Raw genomic sequence first — 16398 nt, forward strand, 5'->3', positions numbered from 1 at the left:
TTAAAATAATTTAAGACTACTATCATGAAGAGAAAAATTACTTTTCCATCATCCCTGAGCGGCTTTCTATTTATTTTATTATTTGCCTGCTTTTCTGTCAGTGCGCAAGAACAAACTTTTGCGACAACTATAACCAATCAAGAAAATGTTGATGATGCCAATTTGGCTACCAATCAAGATTTAACAGATTTCGCCGAAGTTAGAGCAAATTCTGGAACACTCTTTTTTGGTGCATATGATGGAGTTCTTGAGTTATCATATGGAGAACTACTGCCTGCAAATACAACATCATACATTAAAATAGAAACAGAAGATGACTTGTTACCTTCCTTATTAGGCGGTAGTCTCGGTAATTTACTTGCAGATGTACTGGGGATTGTACTAATAGGTAATCAAGAATTTACCGTAAAGGCATTAAATGGTAATACTACCGTGCTAAGTGCAGTATCATCAGACCCTAATACATTTAGCGGTGCTAGAACACAAATAGTGACCGATGCACAGGGAGATTATTATATAGCACTCACACCAGACCAACCATATAGCAGTATAGAAATTACAAATAGTATAGGTTCCTTAATTGGACTAAATCAAGAACGTTCTCTAAAAGTTTATGGAGCTTTCTACGGCGCAGATGCACCTATTTGTAACACTCCTTCATTTACCTCATTTGACGGGACTGGGCTTAATCTAGATTTAATAAATCTAGGAGGCGCTGGGGTTACAAATATTGAAAATGCAATTGATGGAGATCTCGCTACATTCTCTGAGTTAAGCTTAGGTGTATTAACTGTAGCAGCGACTGTAGAGCAGGTAATTTATTTTCAGAATGCTTCACAACCTACAGAAGATTTCAAAATTAGACTTGCTGTCGATCCTAGTTTATTAGCGCTTGGAGTGGCAAATAATATCCAATTTGAAGCCTATAACGGTTCAAATCTAATTGCATCGAGAGACTTAGGATCCTTATTAAATCTGGAATTGATAAATTTATTACAAAGTAATAGTCCTATTGATATTGGCTTTGATGTGTCTGCACCCGTAGATAGAATTGTCGTTAGTTATTCCTCACTCTTGAATACTTCATTAAGTCAGCGACTTGATTTATACGATGTAGCCGTTACTCCTGCTATTCCTGAAATTGCTGCAGCTTCTCAAAATATCACTTTATGTGAAAATAGCACCGCAGAACTTATTGCTACTACTGATACTACAAACTCACAAATAGAGTGGTATGATGAAGAGCAAGGTGGAAATTTACTAGCTACGGTAGATAGTGGTGAGACATTTACCACTTCATCATTAACAGAAAGCACCACTTTCTATGCCGCTGCTACGGCAAATGGATGTACTGTAGCGTCTGTACGAACTCCAGTTTTAGTAACAATTAACCCTACTCCAAAATCTTCAGATATCTTAGTAGCAGGTTTTGATACTGCCATATGTTTACCTGAAGTACTAGAGATTGTACCGTCAAGTACGATCTCAAATGACTTCAAATATTACTTTGATCCTAATAAAAATGTAGAGATTACTAATGGGCTTACTGCAGATGGAATCGTATACGTAATCAATGATAGCAAGCTTGAAATAACTGGATTAAATGATGCTAACAATCTTGATAACATATTTATTTCTACAACAGAACCAGCTACTGGTTGTGAGAATAGTCCTGGCGATTTAAGACAAGTCTCTATTATTCTTGCAAACACTCCTAATATCTCTATAAATCTTACAGAGAATATTACAGCCGATGATACTATAAATAGTATTGAGCAAAATAATGACATCACCATTACTGGTACAGTTTCGGGAGATGCTCAAGAAAATGATGAAGTAATAATTACTGTAAATAATACAGAGTACACTACATTATTGGATGCAGGTTTAAACTTTGCTAGAGACATTCCAGGTGCTGAATTAGTACTTGACGCAGATTCAACCATTGACGCTTCGATAACGGTTGTCGGTACATTATGTACTGCCACAGCTATTGATAGTGAGGCTTACACGGTAGATATTGACAATCCCACCATTCCTACTGTAGATGCACAAACCACCAACGACACCACTCCGATAATTACGGGTACTGCAGATTCTGACGATGAGTTGACGGTAATTGTAAATGGAGTTACTTATTTGGAAACTGGAGCGGATCTTACAGATAATGGAGATGATACTTGGAGCTTACAAATTCCTGATGGTAGCGAACTACCTGATGGAACTTATGATGTAGATGCTTCTGTAGAAGATACGGTTGGAAATACTGCTTCTGATAACACTACAGATGAATTAGTAATTGATGCGACTGCGCCAACTACTCCAACGGTTACTGCGCAAACCACCAACGACACCACTCCGCTTATTACAGGAACAGCAGATTCTGATGATGAGCTGACGGTAATTGTAAATGGTGTTACTTATCTTGAAACTGGAGCGGATCTTACAGATAACGGAGATGATACTTGGAGCTTACAAATTCCTGATGGTAGCGAACTACCAGATGGAACCTATGATGTGGATGCTTCGGTGGAAGATACGGTTGGGAATACTGCTTCTGATACTACTACAGATGAATTAGTAATTGATGCTACTGCACCTACAACTCCAACAGTAAACGCGCAAACTACAAATGATACAACTCCACTAATTACAGGTACGGCAGATTCTGACGATGAGCTAACCGTAATTGTAAATGGTGTTACTTATTTGGAAACTGGAGCGGATCTTACAGATAACGGAGATGATACGTGGAGCTTACAAATACCGGATGGAAGTGAACTACCAGATGGCACTTATGATGTAGATGCTTCTGTAGAAGATACTGTTGGAAACACTGCTTCTGACAATACAATTGATGAATTAACCATTGACTCTGTTTCCCCAACGACTCCTACGGTTGCTGCACAAACTACAAACGACACCACGCCGCTGATTACAGGTACGGCAGATTCTGACGATGAGCTAACTGTAATAGTAAATGGTGTTACTTATCTTGAAGCAGGAGCGGATCTCACAGACAATGGTGATGATACTTGGTCACTACAAATACCTGACGGAAGCGAACTGCCAGATGGCACTTATGATGTAGATGCTTCTGTGGAAGATACAGTTGGAAATATGGCTTCTGACAATACAATCGATGAATTAACCATTGACACAACTGCGCCTACTACTCCAACTGTTACCGCTCAGACAACAAATGATACAACTCCACTAATTACAGGTACGGCAGATTCTGACGATGAGCTAACAGTAATTGTAAATGGTGTTACTTATTTGGAAACTGGAGCGGATCTTACAGATAATGGTGATGATACGTGGAGCTTACAGATACCGAATGGAAGTGAAATTCCAGATGGAACCTATGATGTAGATGCTTCTGTAGAAGATGCGGTTGGAAATACAGCTTCAGACGCTACAACTGATGAGCTAGTAATTGACTCAAATGCGCCAACTACTCCAACGGTTACTGTACAAACTACCAATGACACCACTCCACTGATTACAGGTACTGCTGATTCTGATGATGAGTTAACAGTAATTGTTAATGGAGTAACCTACATCGAAGGTGATACAAACCTCACTGATAACGGTGATGATACTTGGTCACTACAAATACCTGATGGAAGCGAACTGCCAGATGGAACTTATGATGTAGATGCTTCTGTGGAAGATACTATTGGGAATACAGCTTCTGACAATACAATTGATGAATTAACCATTGACACAACTGCGCCTACTACTCCAACGGTAGATGCACAAACCACCAACGACATCACTCCGCTTATTACAGGAACAGCTGATTCTGATGATGAGCTGATGGTAATTGTAAATGGTGTTACTTATTTGGAAACTGGAGCGGATCTTACAGATAACGGTGATGATACTTGGTCTCTACAAATACCTAATGGCAGCGAACTACCAGATGGAATCTATGATGTAGATGCTTCGGTGGAAGATACGGTTGGAAACACTGCTTCTGATACCACAACCGATGAATTAGCTATTGACGCAACTGCGCCAAATACTCCAACGGTAGATTCACAAACTACGAATGACAGCACTCCGCTGATTACAGGAACAGCAGATTCTGATAATCAGCTGACGGTAATTGTAAACGGAATAACCTACACCGAAGGTGATACAAACCTCATCGATAACGGAGATGATACATGGAGCTTACAAATACCTAATGGTAGTGAATTACCTGACGGAACCTATGACATTGATGTTACTGTGGAAGATACTATTGGAAATACTGCTTCTGATAATACAACCGATGAATTAATAATTGACGCTACTGCGCCTACAAATCCAACGGTTACTGCGCAAACTACGAATGACACCACTCCGCTAATTACAGGTACAGCAGATTCTGATGATGAGCTGATGGTAATTGTAAATGGTGTTACTTATTTGGAAATTGGAGCGGATCTTACAGATAATGGAGATGACACTTGGTCTCTGCAAATTCCTGATGGTAGCGAACTACCAGATGGAACCTATGATGTAGATGCTTCTGTGGAAGATACGGTTGGGAATACAGCTTCTGACAATACAATTGATGAATTAACCATTGACACAACTGCGCCTACTACTCCAACTGTTACCGCTCAGACAACAAATGATACAACTCCACTAATTACAGGTACGGCAGATTCTGACGATGAGCTGACTGTAATTGTAAATGGAGTTACCTACACCGAAGGTGATACAAACCTTATCGACAACGGAGATGATACGTGGAGCTTACAAATTCCTGATGGTAGCGAATTGTCAGATGGAACCTATGATATAGATGCTTCTGTGGAAGATACAGTTGGAAATACCGCTTCGGATACTACTACAGATGAATTAATAATTGACGCAACTGCGCCTACTACTGCAACGGTTGATCCGCAAACTACGAATGACACCACTCCGCTAATTACAGGTACTGCAGATTCTGATGATGAGTTGACCGTAATTGTAAATGGTATTACTTATCCTGAAACTGGAGCAGATCTCACTGATAACGGAGATGATACATGGAGCTTACAAATTCCTGATGGAAGTGAAATTCCAGATGGAACATATGATGTGGATGTTTCTGTAGAAGATACAGTTGGAAATACTGCTTCTGACAATACAATTGATGAATTAATCATTGACACAACTGCGCCTACTACTCCAACGGTTACCGCTCAGACAACAAATGATACAACTCCACTAATTACAGGTACTGCAGATTCTGACGATGAGTTGACGGTAATTGTAAATGGAGTTACTTATTTGGAAACTGGAGCGGATCTTACAGATAATGGAGATGATACTTGGAGCTTACAAATTCCTGATGGTAGCGAACTACCAGATGGAACTTTTGATGTAGATGCTTCTGTAGAAGATACTGTTGGAAATACTGCTTCTGACAATACAATTGATGAATTAATCATTGACGCTACTGCGCCTACTACGCCAACAGTTACTCCTCAAACTACAAACGACACTACTCCCCTGATTACAGGAACAGCAGATTCTGATGATGAGCTGACTGTAATAGTAAACGGTGTTACTTATTTGGAAACTGGAGCGGATCTTACAGATAACGGTGATGATACTTGGAGCTTACAAATACCTGACGGAAGCGAACTACCAGATGGAACTTATGATGTAGAGGTTTCTGTAGAAGATACGGTTGGAAATACCGCTTCGGATACTACTACAGATGAATTAATAATTGACGCAACTGCGCCTACTACTCCAATGGTTGATCCGCAAACTACGAATGACACCACTCCACTGATTACAGGAACAGCAGATTCTGATGATGAACTAACAGTAATTGTAAATGGAGTTACTTATTCTGAAACTGACGCGAATCTTACAGATAACGGAGATGATACTTGGAGCTTACAAATACCTGACGGAAGCGAACTACCAGATGGAACTTATGATGTAGAGGTTTCTGTAGAAGATACGGTTGGAAATACTGCATCTGATACTACTACTGATGAATTAGTCATTGACGCAACTGCGCCAAATACTCCAACGGTAGATTCACAAACTACAAATGACTTTACACCACTGATTACAGGAACAGCAGATTCTGAAGATGAGCTAACAGTAATTGTTAATGGTATAACATATCTTGAAACTGGAGCAAATCTTACAGATAATGGCGATGATACTTGGAGCTTGCAGATTCCTGATGAAAATGAATTATTAGATGGAACCTATGATATCGATGCTTCGGTGGAAGATACGGTTGGGAATACTGCTTCTGATACCACGACCGATGAGTTGATAATTGATACGAATGCTCCTACTAATCCAACGGTAATTTCTCAAATAACGACAGATACGACCCCACTTATTGAGGGTACTGCAGATTCGGAAGATGAGCTGACAGTGATTGTAGACAATGCAACGTATGTAGAAAACGATGGACATCTTACAGATCATGGTGATAATACATGGAGCTTGCAAATTCCAGGAGCTAATGACATTGCAGATGGTGTATATGATGTACAGGCCACAACTCAAGATATGACCGGGAATTCGGCATCAGATGTAACTACTAATGAGTTGACGGTTGACACCACTGCTCCTATTACGCCTACCGTGACTCCTCAAGAAACTAGTGACACTACTCCAATGATTACAGGAACTGCAGATTCTGATGATATGCTTTCCATCATTGTAGATGGAAACACATATATGGAAAATGATGGAAACCTTACCGATAATGGTGATGATACTTGGAACTTACAGATTCCTGATGAAAACGAGCTAGCAGATGGAACGTACGATGTACAAGCCACTGCAGAGGATTTGGCAGGTAATTTGGCATCAGATATGACTGTAGATGAGCTTACCATACAATCAGGTATCGTAACGACAGATAATGACCAGCAACTTTTTTGCGAAAGCGAAAACCCTACAATTGCAGATATTCAGGTAAATGAGACCACTGTAAATTGGTACCTCAGTGCTTCTGGCGGAACAGTTTTAACCACCGATACTGCATTGATGGACAACACAATTTACTATGCGGCACTTGTTACAAACGGTATTGAGAGTGCAAACAGACTGGCGATTACAGTGACTGTAATCAGTACGCCTACGCCTACTACTACAGCTACCACGCAGTCATTTTGTATAGATGCTATGGCTACCGTAAGTGATATTGAAGTGAATGAACCAGATGTGATATGGTATAATCAAGCTACTGGCGGCAGTCCATTGGCAGCAAATGCACTTTTAGTTTCTGGTAATTACTACGGTGCTCTTGTAAATAATGGCTGTGAGAGTAGCACTCGTCTAGAGGTGAGTATTACAATTGATGAGATCGCTAGTGCGAGCATTACGAGCAGTACTGACATGACTTGTGTGGGTAATGAAATCACTTACCAGACTGAGTCAGATATGAGTGGTTATTTATGGACGATTTCTTCTGGAGGAACAATCATCACTGGTGGCGATCTCACAGATGATTTTGTGACTGTGATATGGGACGAACTTGGCGAGCAATCTGTTGCTGTAAATTATGAGTCTTCCAATAGTTGTATGCCTCTCGCAGATGCTACGCTAGACGTTGAGGTAGCTTCTTGTTCTGATCTTACGATTCTTAAAATGGTCAATAATGCCTTGCCACAGCTCAACACAGAGGTTGTGTATACTATTATGGTGACTAATGCAGGCGACACAGACTTTACAGATGTTGAGGTTGAAGACTTATTACCTTCTGGATTGCAATTTGTATCGGCGGTGACAGATAGTGGGACTTATGATAGTGCAACTGGTGTTTGGCTTATTCCTTCAGTGGTGGCTAATGCAACTGTGGAGTTAGCGATAAGCGCTGTAGTGCTAGAGGATGGAGATTATTTAAATATCGCGACCATCACGCAGTCTAGTCCTATGGATAGTGATCTTACTAACAATGTATCGCAAGTTGATATCACGCCAAGTTGTATTAAAGTGTTTAATGAATTTTCACCCAATGGTGATGGCTTTAATGACACCTTTACCATACGCTGTATCGAGTCATATCCAGAAAACAACTTGAAAATTTACAATCGAGCTGGAAATATGGTGTATGAAATGGATGGCTATGCAAATGTGTGGAGAGGAACTTCTACTTCTAATGGTACCGTAAATGAAAATGACGGCCTTCCTTCATCTACCTACTATTACATCTTAGACTTAAATGATGGCAGTGAGCCGCTTACGGGATGGGTATACATTGCACTTTAACAATCTAACTTAAAAACAACGACTATGTTTAAAATATATAACATTTACTTAGTACTAATTATGTGTTGTGTAAGCATATACATGAATGCACAACAGGCGCCTAACTATACACAGTACATGTATAATACCATGGCTATAAATCCAGCATATGCAGGATCTTCAGAAGGGTTGAATGTGGTGGGGATATATCGTTCTCAATGGGCTGGTTTTGATGGCGCACCTGAGACTTATAATCTCAGTGTTGAAACTCCGCTCACGGAGCGCGTAGGGCTAGGAGTCAATGTCACTAAAGACGTAAATGGTCCTGCCGAAAGATTCAACTTTGATGGTAATTTTTCTTATAACATTCAGTTAGATAGAGATCTCAACCTCGCATTTGGAATAAAAGCAGGTGCTCAGTTACTCAATGTAGATTTTTCTAAAGGGGAATTTGTAAACCAAGGTGATCCCCTACTCACAAATAATGTAGATAACAGACTGCTGGCAACGCTAGGAGCTGGTGCCTTTTTGTATAAATACAATTGGTATGTAGGAGTCTCTGTACCTGACTTTTTTAGTGATGAGTATTATGATAATGTGGAGGAAGCTGTCGTGGCAGATGAGCGCCAATCGTACCTCACCGCGGGTTATGTGTTTGGCATAAGTGATAACATACGCTTTAAACCAGCTGCACTTGTAAATTATGTAAATGGTAGTCCGTTGCGATATAATCTCTCGGCCAATTTTCTTTTTCATGACAAGCTCACCGTAGGTGCTAGTTATCAAGTGGATGCTGCGGTAAGTGCGCTGGCTGGTTTTCAAATTTCTGACAATCTGTTTTTAGGCTATTCCTTTGATTATGCTACTACAGAGTTTACAAATTATAATGATGGTACCCATGAAGTTATTTTAAAATTCTCTTTGTTTAAGAAAAAGGGAATGTCTTTCTCACCTAGATTCTTTTAACATCAAACCACTATGAAGAAATCCCTATATATTCTATTCATGATGTGTGTATATTCTAGTTATGCACAGAATGATTTAAAAAAAGCAGATGAGCTTTATGACAGACATATGTATGCAGATGCTGCAGTACTTTATGATCAACATCTTAATGACTCAGAAAAGATAGCGCCTACAACCTGGCAGCATATTGCAGACACGCATTATAACCTTAAGAACTATGAACGTGCAGAGATTGCTTATAAAAAAACCTTTGACGCACTAGGATACACGATGGAGCCCGCACATATCTGGCAGTATTTTGATGTACTACGCTTCTTAAAAAAGTATGATACGGCAGATGATTTTTATGTAGGCTATTTAAAACTATCCAAAAAAGACAAAGAGCTCAACAGATACTATGAAGAAAAGTCTAGGTTTAATGACATTTTAGCAAATGACACGCTCTATCAGATTACAAATCTTGATATTAACTCTAGCTATGCAGATTTTGGCGGATCCTTGTATAAGAATAAACTAGTATTCTCAACGGCTCGCAATGATGAAGAAAATAAAATCTACAAAAGAGATAACACCCCTTACCTATCGCTTTATGAAGCCACGATAGATAGTACTGGTACCTACTCCAATGTTAAGCTTTTTAATGAAGAGCTAGAAACCCAGTATCACGACGCCACGGCTACTTTTTATAATAATGACCAAACGCTGGTCTATGCTTCAAGTGCACAATCTGGATCGCGTAAGATTTATACAAAGAACAAGAGAAACTTCTTTAAGCTCTACCGCGTGCAGATTAATAAAGACAAATTTGACAAGGAGGAACTTCCCATTAATGGTAATGGCTATTCCATAGGGCAGCCTTTTGTAACTACAAATGGTAGTCAGCTGTATTTTGTGTCAGACATGCCAGGTGGTTATGGCCGTGCAGATATTTATGTGTGTGACATACGAGCAGATGGCTCACTCTCCACACCTCGCAATCTAGGTGATGCGGTAAACACACCATATGATGACTTTTTCCCTTTTGTAAAAAACAAAGAACTCTATTTTGCCTCTAAGGGTCACGTAGGTTTTGGCGGCCTTGATATTTACAAAGCGCAGCTTAGAGACGGCATTTACAGTAATGCCCGTAATCTCGGACTTGGGATTAACAGCAATGCAGACGACTTTGCTTATGTGGCGAGTAACACTAAAAATGAAGGATATTTTAGCTCAAACAGAGAAGGCGGTAAAGGCGACGATGATATTTACTCCTTTGTATATGATCGCAGCGAGTGCTTCCAGACCCTAGAAGGAACCGTTACAGACTCACAAACGGGCGCACCATTACCAGCAGTGACTATCATCGCTTATGATATTAACAATAAGCAAGTAGCCGAAACACTTACCGACACTGCAGGAACCTACACCCTACAGATGGGTTGCAATATCAAATACAATATTAAGGCATCAAAAATAGGCTACTCAAAAGATGAGCTGGACTTGAATACAGGTACAGAACCTAATGGGCTTATTAACTTTGTAGATTTTAAGTTGGCTAACCTTTCAGATATTTTTGTTACAGATGGTGAGATAGAAAAGATTAAAATCAACCCTATTAATTTTGAGTCTAACCGTTATGCGATTAACATATTTGCCGCACAACAGCTCCAGCGCATTATTGACATTATGAACGAATATCCTGCGCTTATCATCAAGATAGAATCCCACACAGATCAACGTGGTGGAGCGTCATATAATCAAACCTTATCAGAAAATAGAGCCATCTCTACCCGAGACTATTTGATTAAAAACGGTATCACGAGTTCGCGCATTGAGAGTGCAAAAGGGTTTGGTGAATCAAGGCCCATACACATTTGTGATGAGGCAGACGATAGCTGTACAGAGGTGCAGTATTTAGAAAATAGACGTTCAGATTTTATTGTGGTTAGCAGGTAGCAACACCTTGCTCTTTACCCAATGACTGTAAGCCTTCCTAGTTCCCCCAGCTATAGTGAAGGCTTATTTTTATGCAAGCCTTTAATAGCTGCAGACTAATGGTGTGTGGAGTTTTCACGCTTTCGCGAAAGCGTACCACTCATACAGAAATATTTGATTGGTTATAACAAACGAGCAAGTCTTAAGCACTCACACCACAAGAGGCTCTTTTAAGTAGCATATACTCCCCTGCGTTTTTAAAGTCTCTTACAGAAGTACCTGTATAGCGTTTAAATGTTTTTGAGAGGTGACTTACGTCTGTAAAGCCTAGCTCATCGGCAATTTCAGTGAGGGTAAAATCTGAGTTGAGAAGACGTATCTCTACTAGTCTAAGTTTGGCTTTCATAATATACTCACGCAAGGACATCCCTACCTGTTTTCTAAAAAACTCACTTACGTAGGTTGCAGACATCATAAATGTTTCTGCAAGTCTATCTACTTTAAGTAATTCACTTTTTGCAATATTCTCGTTGATGTAGGTGAGCATATTTGTTGCTCTATCATCACTTGTTGTATTTACAATCTCATAGTGACTCCCTTTTTTTATATTTCTAATAACCACTTCTAATATACTTACCATAAGACTTGAGATAAGCGATACAGAGACCTCTCCATAGTTTCTAGTCTCTCTTAAAATTATTGCCGTAAGCTGTTTGAGATGCTCCCTATCTGCATCACTTTTAATGATATCGCCAGGCAGCTGGTTGTAATTAGACAAGATGTAGGCGGCTTCTTTAAACCACTCAGACTTATCCAGCGTCATTTTATTAGAGCTTTTAAAAAACGAATTTGTAAATTTCAAAAAGACAAATTTTGTGCGCTTCTCTATATTAAAAGAGTGACACTTTAAGGGAGGTAGTAAAAAGATACTATCCTTTTTATAATCATAGAGGTTGTAATTAATACACTGCGTACCCTCTCCACTTTCTATAAGCACAAGTTCAAAAAAGTTGTTTTTAACTGGGCGTTGTTTCCACTCAGATAACTCCATTTCTTGTATTTCAAAAGGTTTATAAGCTTCTAATACTTGCATAGTAGTATGATTTAGGGACAAATTTAGGGTTTTATAGCATTAAAATTATCATAACACACTTAATAACCTCTATTTATACCTAATTAACCATTTTATATACAAATAAAACAGCGACCTATCCCACTACCTTTGTATCATCAAAGAAAACCACAAACTATAAAAGAAAGCATATATGAAAGCAATGATTATCAACGAATACGGTGAGAATGCCGCATTCACAGCAAGCGAAGTAGCAAAATCAGCAGTAACTCCAGGTCACGTGAGTATCAAGATTGCAGCCTCTAGTGTGAACACGGTAGACACCATGATACGCAAGATGGGATCAGACCTACCGCTATCACCAGCAGCACCAGCTATATTGGGAATGGACTTTGCAGGAGTGATAGAAGCAGTAGGTGAAGGTGTACATGACTTTAAAGTAGGCGACGAAGTGTACGGTTGTGTAGGTGGCCTTGCCGACTTACAAGGTACGCTAGCCGAATATATCGTGGCAGACAGTAAACTTATTGCTCACAAAGCTGCCAACTTATCTATGACTGAGGCAGCATCACTACCACTTGTAGCAATTACTGCTTATGAAGGATTGATACGCGCGGGGATTAAAAAAGGTCAAAAAGTACTCGTACATGGAGGTTCTGGAGGTGTAGGCCACGTAGCGGTACAACTAGCTATTCACTTTGGAGCAGATGTATATGCTACTTGTGGAGGACCAGAGCAACAAAAGATTATAGAAGGATATGGAGCAACGGCAATTAACTATAAAGAAGAAACGGTTGAATCATATGTAGCAAAATATACAGATGGCGCAGGTTTTGACCTTATTTACGATACCGTAGGTGCAGATAACCTTACAAAGTCTTTTGAGGCAGCAGCACTTAATGCACAAATTGCTACTACAGTATCTATGTGCAACCTAGATCTTACTCAAGCACACTTTAAAGGATTATCACTACACGTTGTGTTTATGCTCATCCCTATGTTACACAACTACAAGCGAGAAGAGCACGGTGCGATTTTAAAAGAGCTAAGCAATATCGCACAAGACAAAGCGCTAGTACCTCTAGTAGACAGCACATTTGCGCTGGATAATGTAGGTGATGCTTATGCAAGACTAGAGAGTGGTAAAGCAATAGGTAAAGTAGTTGTAACTAACTAAGACCTCATCCATAGGCATACTATAGAAAGCACTTGAGCCTTAGATAACTGTTTTATAGGTATTTAAGGTTTAAAAAAAACAGAACTTTGCTTTTACAACAACCCCCATTTTAATTACCAAAGCCACCAGCCATTTGTGCGTAGTTCTGTTATAAATTTAAAATATAATAGCAGTAGCTATACGTAAAAAATATAATTATGAGTAACATAGAACATACAAATGCACTTGCAGAAGCTCGTGCTTTAGAAGTACCATCACGAGAATTATCATTAAGACGCGATCCATCTGTTTCTCAATTTTGGAACGAAAATCGCAAAGTACTAGAAACTGCTTGGGCAGAATGGGAAATAGAAAACAAAGATGATTTATTAGTTCCTGATGAAACCTTGCTAGATCCACGATTACGTAAAGCCATTAAAGACGCTTGGGAAAACCCAGAAAAAGAATCTGCTGTTGCCGATTTATGGGAAGAAATTATACCTGGTGTTTATGTAGCTCAGTTTTTTGATCTAGATCGTTTAGCAGATTTTCGTAACTATCTAGAAGCTGTAGCAAACTCAGGAGTGCCAAAACGTGCACCTTATGGTATTCAATTAAACAGATATGGAATGATGTTAGACCCTCGTTCTGAAGGTCATCTGGCAGCACCTAATTTTCAGGCATTTTATAACGATATGATGGACCGTTTTATGCGTCCTATAGCACGTTTGTTATTAGGAACTTACGGCTATGACAATCAGACTTTTGGTTTTTCAATACAATACAACCCAGATAAAGACAAGGATTTACACGCGCATACCGATGCCTCTGCAGCTACCTTGAATATCAATATCAACTTACCAGATGAAAAGTTTACGGGATCTGAGGTTGATTTTTATGATAAAGCTTCAGGAAAAACGGTACAAGCTATTTTTGAGCCTGGAAAAGCAATCATCCATAGCGGTAATGTGCCACACGCTACGCACCCCATTACAAGCGGGCAACGTAGTAATTTAGTAGTGTGGTTATATGGAGATCGTATGCAAATACCACGTGGTAGTAAAAGCAGCTACGGAAATATTAGCAACAGCGACACCATTAAAGATGTTGCTTTAGAAAGTGTAACCGCTCGCCAGCGATGGAGTTTACCTGATGGTCCTAAAGATACCGCTGCACCTTTTTAAGAAACGTAGGTTAATGATTATCTTAGAACAAGAATAAAATTAATAGAACTGGCAATACAACTATTGCCAGTTTTCATCAACATAAACTTATAGGAATGAGCAAGACCATATTAATTACTGGAAGTACTGACGGCATAGGTAAACTAGCCGCCGTACAGCTAGCAAAACAGGGACATACCTTGTACATACACGGTCGTAATGCTACAAAAGTAGCAGAGACCATCGCAACCCTAAAAGCCGAATCTAACAATGACCACATAGACGGTTTTGTAGCAGATTTTTCTAGTATGGCAGCAGTGCATGCTATGGCTAGTGAGGTAAATGAAAAACTCACAACGCTAGATGTACTCATAAATAACGCAGGGGTTTTTAAAAGCCGCGAACTGTTTACGGCAGATGGGCTTGATATGCGTATGGCGGTAAATTATATAGCGCCTTACCTGCTCACCACTTCCCTACTCGACCTCCTTAAAAAAGGCGATCGCACGCGCATTATCAACTTAAGCTCTGCAGCACAGTCATCTGTTATAGATAGCGTGCTAGCAGGTACTAAAGAAGAGAGCCAGCAGGAGACCTACGCACAGAGTAAGCTTGCTTTATTAATGTGGAGCTTTTACCTCGCGTTACAAGAGCCAGCACTTACGGTTATCCCTGTAAACCCAGGTTCTTTACTTAATACAAATATGGTAAAAGAGGCCTACGGTCACCACTGGTCACCAGCAGATAAAGGAGCTACTATTTTACAAGACCTCGCTACAAACCCTAGCTATGCGAGTCATAGCGGTGACTATTTTGATAATGACAAAGGAAGCTTTGGCAGGGCACATACAGATGCCTACAGTGAGCAAAAACGCACACACTTAATCACCACAACACAACAGATTTTAAAAAACATCTCATAAACAAAAAGCTTTGCTTATCAGAAAATAGAGCCATCGCTACCCGTGACTATTTGATTAAAAATGGTATCACGAGTTCGCGCATTGAGGCAGTATTTAGAAAATAAACATTCAGGTCTTATTGTGGTAAGCAGGTAGCAACACCTTGTATTTGCCCAATAACTGTAAGCCTTCCTAGTTCCCCCAACGCTAGTGAAGGCTTATTTTTATACAAGCCTTTAATAGTTGTAAACTAATTGGTGTGGAGTTTTCACGCTTTCGCGAAAGCGTACCATAAACACCTCATAAACAGCACCTCATTTGCAAGCTACGGCACTATAAAAGATGGTATATTTAGGGCAGTATTCATCTAATCACGCGCCATGAAATATACCCTATTCCTCCTCACCCTACTCTGCATACTCACGGGATGCACACAGAAAGAAGCGACCTCACAAGAAACCGTCGCTGCCTACTACAAGGCCGTTGCCGAAGGAAACTACAAAGAAATAGGCAGCTTGATAAGCGATAGCATCACCATCACGGCGGGAGATTATGTGATGCCCTTTGACAAAGAAAGTTACTACGAGCACTTTAAATGGGACTCCATATTTAAGCCCTCCTACGAGGTGGTTTCCATAGAAAGTGACAGCGCGGAAGTAATCGCTACGGTAGCCGTGAGTTCGCTGCGTTTTGAATTTTTAAAGAATAACCCACTCACCTGCAGCCATAAAATTTACCTACATGACGGCAAGATCACTACGCTAGAAGAAATCACCTGCAAAGATGTTAACTGGGATGTGTGGCAACAAGAACGCGACTCCCTAGTAGCCTGGACCGCCCGCAATCACCCTGAGCTAGATAATTTTATTAATGACCTGAGTATGAAAGGTGCGATAAAGTATAAGAAAGCGGTGGAGTTGTATGTGGGGCGTGAGAAACTTTAAATTATATGTACGCTACACTTTGACAAAAAGTAGAATTTAACATAAAATCTCAGTGTTTTACGGGAAC

At 39.8% G+C, this 16398-nt stretch carries 8 protein-coding genes; 7 read left to right on the plus strand and 1 reads right to left on the minus strand.

The genetic code is table 11. The features are described from left to right. Positions 1–24: 24 nt before the first annotated feature. Genes SJY37_RS14460 through SJY37_RS14470 form a run of 3 tightly spaced genes read left to right on the plus strand, consistent with a single transcriptional unit; the run spans position 25 to position 11115 of the window. Complete coding sequence (locus tag SJY37_RS14460) at positions 25–8235, plus strand: Ig-like domain-containing protein (protein WP_379953269.1); 8211 nt, start codon at positions 25–27, stop codon at positions 8233–8235. 24 nt (positions 8236–8259) lie between these two features. Beyond that, positions 8260–9180 carry a type IX secretion system membrane protein PorP/SprF gene (locus SJY37_RS14465; RefSeq protein ID WP_379953270.1) on the plus strand — a complete coding sequence of 307 codons (921 nt, stop codon included), beginning with the start codon at positions 8260–8262 and terminating at the stop codon, positions 9178–9180. Between the two features lie 12 nt (positions 9181–9192). Continuing rightward, positions 9193–11115, plus strand: a complete 1923-nt coding sequence (locus tag SJY37_RS14470) for an OmpA family protein (protein WP_379953271.1) — start codon at positions 9193–9195, stop codon at positions 11113–11115. Between the two features lie 181 nt (positions 11116–11296). Here SJY37_RS14470 and SJY37_RS14475 read toward each other — a convergent pair whose 3' ends face one another. Next, complete coding sequence (locus SJY37_RS14475; RefSeq protein ID WP_379953272.1) at positions 11297–12187, minus strand: AraC family transcriptional regulator; 891 nt, start codon at positions 12185–12187, stop codon at positions 11297–11299. 172 nt (positions 12188–12359) lie between these two features. Here SJY37_RS14475 and SJY37_RS14480 point away from each other — a divergent pair, with 172 nt between their 5' ends. From SJY37_RS14480 to SJY37_RS14495, 4 genes are all read left to right on the plus strand, one after another. After that, positions 12360–13343, plus strand: coding sequence for a zinc-dependent alcohol dehydrogenase family protein (locus SJY37_RS14480; protein WP_379953273.1), 984 nt, complete (start codon positions 12360–12362; stop codon positions 13341–13343). Between the two features lie 197 nt (positions 13344–13540). Next, complete coding sequence (locus tag SJY37_RS14485; protein WP_379953274.1) at positions 13541–14506, plus strand: 2OG-Fe(II) oxygenase; 966 nt, start codon at positions 13541–13543, stop codon at positions 14504–14506. A 95-nt stretch (positions 14507–14601) separates the two neighbouring features. Continuing rightward, complete coding sequence (locus SJY37_RS14490; protein ID WP_379953275.1) at positions 14602–15408, plus strand: SDR family NAD(P)-dependent oxidoreductase; 807 nt, start codon at positions 14602–14604, stop codon at positions 15406–15408. 359 nt (positions 15409–15767) lie between these two features. Continuing rightward, positions 15768–16331 carry a hypothetical protein gene (locus SJY37_RS14495; RefSeq protein WP_379953276.1) on the plus strand — a complete coding sequence of 188 codons (564 nt, stop codon included), beginning with the start codon at positions 15768–15770 and terminating at the stop codon, positions 16329–16331. Positions 16332–16398: the final 67 nt, after the last annotated feature.

It is taken from the genome of Dokdonia sp. R78006, assembly GCF_042466145.1.
In the GTDB taxonomy this organism is placed as follows: Bacteria; Bacteroidota; Bacteroidia; order Flavobacteriales; family Flavobacteriaceae; genus Dokdonia.